This window comes from Streptomyces alkaliphilus, assembly GCF_014141535.1.
GTDB lineage: Bacteria > Actinomycetota > Actinomycetes > Streptomycetales > Streptomycetaceae > Streptomyces > Streptomyces alkaliphilus.
Genome location: NZ_VKHT01000249.1, coordinates 1 through 5,832, shown reverse-complemented (window position 1 = coordinate 5,832; position 5,832 = coordinate 1). Strand labels below are relative to the sequence as shown.

At 73.1% G+C, this 5,832-nt stretch carries 3 protein-coding genes; 1 reads left to right on the top strand and 2 read right to left on the bottom strand.

The annotated features are described in order from the left end of the window. Positions 1-173 precede the first annotated feature (173 nt). Complete coding sequence (dxs, locus tag FNQ90_RS10400; protein ID WP_182606110.1) at positions 174-2,087, bottom strand: 1-deoxy-D-xylulose-5-phosphate synthase; 1,914 nt, start codon at positions 2,085-2,087, stop codon at positions 174-176. Between the two features lie 966 nt (positions 2,088-3,053). Beyond that, complete coding sequence (locus tag FNQ90_RS10395; protein WP_228471025.1) at positions 3,054-4,172, bottom strand: substrate-binding domain-containing protein; 1,119 nt, start codon at positions 4,170-4,172, stop codon at positions 3,054-3,056. A gap of 376 nt (positions 4,173-4,548) precedes the next feature. Between FNQ90_RS10395 and FNQ90_RS10390 the strand changes: the two genes are divergently transcribed. Then, on the top strand, positions 4,549-5,817 hold the full coding sequence (locus FNQ90_RS10390; RefSeq protein WP_182606108.1) for a glycoside hydrolase family 30 protein: 1,269 nt from the start codon (positions 4,549-4,551) through the stop codon (positions 5,815-5,817). Positions 5,818-5,832 lie beyond the last annotated feature (15 nt).

The following is a 5,832-nucleotide window of genomic DNA, read 5'->3' as shown; positions in this document are numbered from 1 at the left end:
ACCCCCGACGGGACGGGCCCCGTCACACCGGCGCCCCCGGGAACGGTGTCACGTCGACCGCCACTGATCCCCACCGGGTCGCACGGGCGTGGCACCGGACGCGCCGCGCCCCCGCCGGACGAACCGACGGGGGCGCGGGAGGTGCCGATGCGGCGACCGGCCGGGAGGGGCCGTCAGTCGCTGCCCAGGGCCGCGGCGGCGGGGTCGAGGCGACCGTCGAGGCGGGCGACCACGCCGGTGATCTGCCGGGCGAGACCGGGCCCGGTGAGGCCCAGCTCCTCGAGCAGTTCCTTGCGGGAGGCGTGGTCCAGGAAACGACGCGGAATGCCGTAGTCGCGCAGCGGCACGTCCACGTCCGCGTCCCGGAGCGCCTGGGCGATCGCCGAACCGACGCCGCCCGCACGGCTGTTGTCCTCGACGGTGACGACCAGTCGGTGACGCTCGGCCAGGCCGGGCAGCGCCTCGTCCACCGGCAGCACCCAACGCGGGTCCACCACGGTGGTGGTGATGCCCTGCTGCTCCAGCATCTCGGCGGCCTCCAGGCAGTTGGTGGCGAGGGCGCCCACCGAGACCAGCAGCACGTCGGGCCGGTCGGTGCCGGGCTCGCGCAGCACGTCCATGCCGCCCTCGGTGCCGACCGCCGCGACCGACGGGCCGACCGCGCCCTTGGAGTACCGCACCACGGTGGGGGCGTCGTCGACCTCGACGGCCTCCCGCAGCTGGAGCCGCAGCTGTTCGGCGTCGCGCGGGGCGGCCAGACGCAGGCCGGGCACGCACTGGAGGATGGACATGTCCCACATGCCGTGGTGCGAGGCGCCGTCGGGACCGGTGATGCCGGCGCGGTCCAGCACGAAGGTGACGCCCAGCCGGTGCAGGGCGACGTCCATCAGCAGTTGGTCGAAGGCGCGGTTGAGGAAGGTCGCGTAGACCGCGAAGACCGGGTGCAGACCGGAGGCGGCCAGGCCGGCGGCGGAGACCGCGCCGTGCTGCTCGGCGATGCCGACGTCGTAGACGCGGTCGGGGAAGGTCTCCGCGAAGTCCTTCAGTCCGACGGGCCGCAGCATGGCGGCGGTGATGGCGACCACGTCCTCGCGCTCGCGGCCGATCCTCAGGATCTCCTCGCCGAAGACGGAGGTCCAGTCGGCGCCGGAGGCGGCCACCGGCAGGCCGGTGTCGGGGTGGATGACACCGACGGCGTGGAACTGGTCGGCCTCGTCCTCGCGGGCGGGCCGATAACCGCGGCCCTTCTCGGTGATGCAGTGGACGATCACCGGGCCACCGAAGCGCTTGGCGCGCTGGAAGGCGGACTCCAGGGCCTCGACGTCGTGGCCGTCGATGGGGCCGACGTACTTCAGGCCGAGGTCCTCGAACATGCCCTGCGGGGCGATGATGTCCTTCAGGCCCTTCTTGGCACCGTGCAGGGCGTCGTGCAGGGGCTTGCCGACCACGGGGGTGCGGTTGAGGAACTCCTTGCCGCGGGTCAGGAAACGCTCGTAGCCATCGGTGGTGCGCAGGGTGGCCAGGTGGCTGGCCAGACCGCCGATGGTGGGCGAGTAGGAGCGCTCGTTGTCGTTGACGACGATGACCAGCGGACGGTCCTTGGCCGCGGCGATGTTGTTCATCGCCTCCCAGGCCATGCCGCCGGTCAGCGCGCCGTCACCGGTGACGGCGACGACGTGCTGGTCGCGACCGAGCAGCTGGTTGGCCTTGGCCAGGCCGTCGGCCCAGCCGAGCACGGTCGACGCGTGGCTGTTCTCGATGAGGTCGTGCTCGGACTCGGCGCGCGAGGGGTAACCGGACAGGCCGCCGCTGGAGCGCAGGCGGGAGAAGTCCTGACGGCCGGTGAGCAGTTTGTGGACGTAGCTCTGGTGGCCGGTGTCCCACAGGATGCGGTCGGCGGGCGAGTCGAACACCCTGTGCAGGGCGATCGTCAGTTCGACCACGCCGAGGTTGGGGCCGAGGTGGCCACCGGTCCTGGCGACCGAGCTGATGAGGAAGGTGCGGATCTCCGCGGCGAGCTCCCGGAGCTCGTCCGGGGTGAGTCGGTCGAGATCGCGCGGTCCCCTGATCCGGGTCAGCAGCGCCACCCGTGCCTCCTTGCTCTCGCTTGCACTCACGTGCCTCTCCGCCTGTTCGCGTCGATTCGGCGTGTGTCGTCCACGTCGTCGACGGTTCTCGGGCCGTCGTCCCCGGCAGGGGACGGCGACTCGGACCGACGGGCCGATCGTCGCGGGCGGCCCCGTTGCCGATCAACCGAGTCTAGTCTTCCGCCTGCCCCGGGCCGCGTCCCGGGATGCGAGATGCATCACCCGTACAGCCGTACCCCCGTGCGCGGACGCGAAGGATCCCGGTCGCCCCGGGGGAGACGTCCCGACGCCCCCGTCGGTTCCCGGAGGCCCTCGGCGGCCCGCGGCGAGGGGCCCCTCCGGTGTCTCCGGGACGGTCCGGGCATGTCGGACGCTGTGCCGGGGTGCCGGGGGACGGAAGGCGACGACCACGGCGACGGGCGGCACCACCCCGGTGATCGTGTGCCGGATCCCGCCGGTCATCCCCCCGGGGTCCGGGGCGGCGGTGTTCGTCCGGGTCGCCGGGGCGCCCACCGGCGCGTACCGGAGCCGGCCGTGACCGCCGGGGAGGCGGGCGCCGCCGATGACGGCCACCGCTATGACGTTCGTCAACCGGTCGCCCCCACCCGGGCTCCCGCGGACGTCACCGGCCCGGGAGAGCCCGGCGGGAGCGGCGAGGGAACTCGCGATCGTGAACACGGTTGGACGCGTCCGGACGACGCCGGCACCGGCGCGTCGCACCGTTCCACCGTCCCCGCCCTCCCCGCCGACGACGAAGACCTGCCGGGCGCGTCGGGCGCGTCGGATCGTGGGGTCCGTGAGCACGGGGATGTCCGCGGAAGGGCGGGAGTGGTGGGCGGACGGGTGGTCGCGGCACCCGGCGGGGCGACGGTCGACGCCCCGGCGCGGCACCCGGCGGCCACCGGACCCGGGGCCGAACCGGAGGGCCCGTGACGCGGGAGGGGTGTCCCCACCCCGCTCCCCGGCTCACCCGCCGAGGCCCGCCTCCGCACACTCGTCGGCGAACCCGGGGGTGCAGATCTCCTCGACGGTGCGGAAGCCGTCGGCGATGACCGTCTCCCGGATGTTGTCCGCCGTGACCGGGACCGGTTCCAGGAGGGCGCCGGGAACGCCCTCGGTGGTGGTGCCGTCCACCCGGTCGGGGGCGAGGTCGGAGAAGTCCTCGCCATCGAGCAGGCGCACGGCGATCCCGGCGGCGATCGCGGCCCGGGGCGCCGGGGGCCGGTGGATGGTGTGGGTCTGCTCGCCGGAGACGATCCGTTGGAGGCCGGCCGGATCGGCGTCCCCGCCGCCGACCGGGAGGTCCTCGACACCGGCGTCGCGCAGGGCCGCGACGACGCCCCCGGCCAGGGCGTCGTCGGCGGCGAGGACGGCGTCGAAGCCGTCGGTGCCCAGTGACCGGACCGCGGAGGCGACGGCCTCCTCGGCGAGGGCCGGGTCCCCGCCCTCGATCCCCTGCTCGTGGACGATCTCCACGACCGGATCGAGGACCTCCCGGGCACCGGCCTCGATGAGGTCCGCCCCGGGGTCGCTCGACGGGCCGTTGATCATCATGACCCGGGCGCCCGGGGCCTCGTCCCCGAGGGCGTCGAGCAGGGCCCGGCCCTGGAGGCGCCCCACGGCCCGGGCGTCGTGGGAGACGTAGGCGTCGATGTCTCCCTCGGCGAGGCGGCCGTAGGCGACGATCGGCACGCCCTCCGCGGCGGCCTCCTCGACCCAGGGGCCGGTCGCGGCCGCGTCCACCGGGTCGAGGATGATCACGTCGACCCCCCGGCCGAGCATGTCGACGAACTGCTGCTTCTGCCGGTCGACGTCGGTGGCGTGGCCGTGGGTGACCTCGCAGTCCTCGCACAGCTCGGCGATGCCGGCCTCGATGAGTGGGCGATCGAACGCCTCATACCGGTTGGTGGCGTCGTCCGGGAGGAGAAGACCGATGGCACGGTTGCCGTTCCCGCCGCCGTCGGGTTCGGTGGAGAAGACGCCGCACGCGCTCGCGGACATGCCGGCCATCGCGATGAAGGCGGTGTTGCGCAGTACGGCCCGGCGGGTGGTGCCCAGCGGCACACCCCTCATTTCGGTCATCATCGACCCCTTTTCGGCACGGCTCGACCACGGTTCGGACAGGGGGAGGCGCACGGCGCCACTGCCGGGCCGTTGCGCGGGACACACGGAGGTGCTCGATCACCGTCCAACCGGACGTGAAATTTTCGGTGACGAGTCAACACTTTCGGTGGCGGTAACGTAGGCGGACCCTCCAAAGGGGTCAACCCCCCGGGCGCCACATCCTTCTCCCGACTTCACGTCAAACCGCAGCACCGCAGGCCAGAAAGCGTTTCCCATCCGGCAGACTCCACGGACCGCCGAAAGCTTTCCGGCTCGTTCGCACTGTTGACTCCCTCTGGTGGACCCCTTTAGGTTCGGGACGAAAATTCTCGTCTCACCTATGAAACTTTCAGGGCAGGTGCGTGTGACCGGGATCGACATCGGCAGACAACCCCTGCGACGGATCGACGGCTTCGGCTTCTGCGAGGCGTTCCAGCGCGCCCGGGTGATGCGGGAACTCCCCGAGGGGCCCCGACGGGAGGTGCTGGACCTGCTGATGAGCCGCCGCACCGGCGCCGGCCTGAGCATCCTGCGCCTGGGCATCGGCTCCTCCACCGACTCCTCCGGCGACCGGATGCTCTCCGTCCAGCCCGAGGACCCGGGCGGACCGCGCGCCGAACCGCGCCTGCGCTGGGACCGCGACGACAGCGGGCAGTTGTGGCTCGCCCGCGAGGCCCGCCGGTACGGCATCCGACGCTTCTTCGCGAGCGCCTGGAGCGCCCCCGGCTACATGAAGGACAACGGCAGCGACTCCGACGGCGGCTCGCTGCTGCCCGAGTGGTACGAGTCGTACGCCCGCTACCTGCTGGGCTGGACCGACCTCTACCGGGCCGAGGGCATCGCCGTCACCGACCTGGCCTTCACCAACGAGCCGGACTTCACCATCGACTACGCCTCGATGCGCTTCACGCCGGCCGAGGCCGCCGCCTACACGAAGGTCATCGGCCCCCGGATCCGCCGCGCCGGCCTGCGCCTGGCCGGCTGCGACTCCTACGGCTGGAAGGGCGCGGTGGAGTACACCCTGGCCGTGGAGGAGGACCCGGAGGCCGCCGCGCTGATGGACCTGCACACCGGCCACCCCTACGAGGCCCCGGTGGACCGACCGCTGCCCACCCGGAAGCCGACCTGGATGTCGGAGTGGTCCCCGGACGGCGACACCTGGAACGAGCGCTGGGACGACGGGAGCGGTTTCGACGGGATGGCGGTGGCCCGCCAGATCCACGACTCGTTCGCCCTCGGCGAGGTCAACGGCTACGTCTACTGGTTCGGCGTCTCCACCGGCACCACCAGGGCGCCCATCCGGGTGGACGACGACGGCACCGGCTACCGGGTGGCCAAACGGCTGTGGGCGCTCGCCGGGTGGAGCCGGTGCGTGCGCCCCGGCGCGATGGCGCTGCGGGTGACCTGCGACCACCCCGACCTGCTGGTCACCGCCTTCCGCAACGAGGGCGGCGGTCGGGTGGTGGTGGTCCTCAACACGGCCCGGGAGACGGTGCGAGCCGACCTCCCGGGGCTGGAGGGCACCGCCTGGACCACCGACGAGGACCGGTCCATGGCCCCCGCCGGCACGGTGCGCGGGAAGGCCGCCTTCGCCCCGCGCTCGCTCACCACCCTGGTCACCGTCTGAGGCACCCCCACACCC

Bases quoted from the DNA above. Each gene is read 5' to 3' on its own strand.
- FNQ90_RS10395 (WP_228471025.1), bottom strand. From the start codon at position 4,172: ATGATGACCGAAATGAGGGGTGTGCCGCTGGGCACCACCCGCCGGGCC.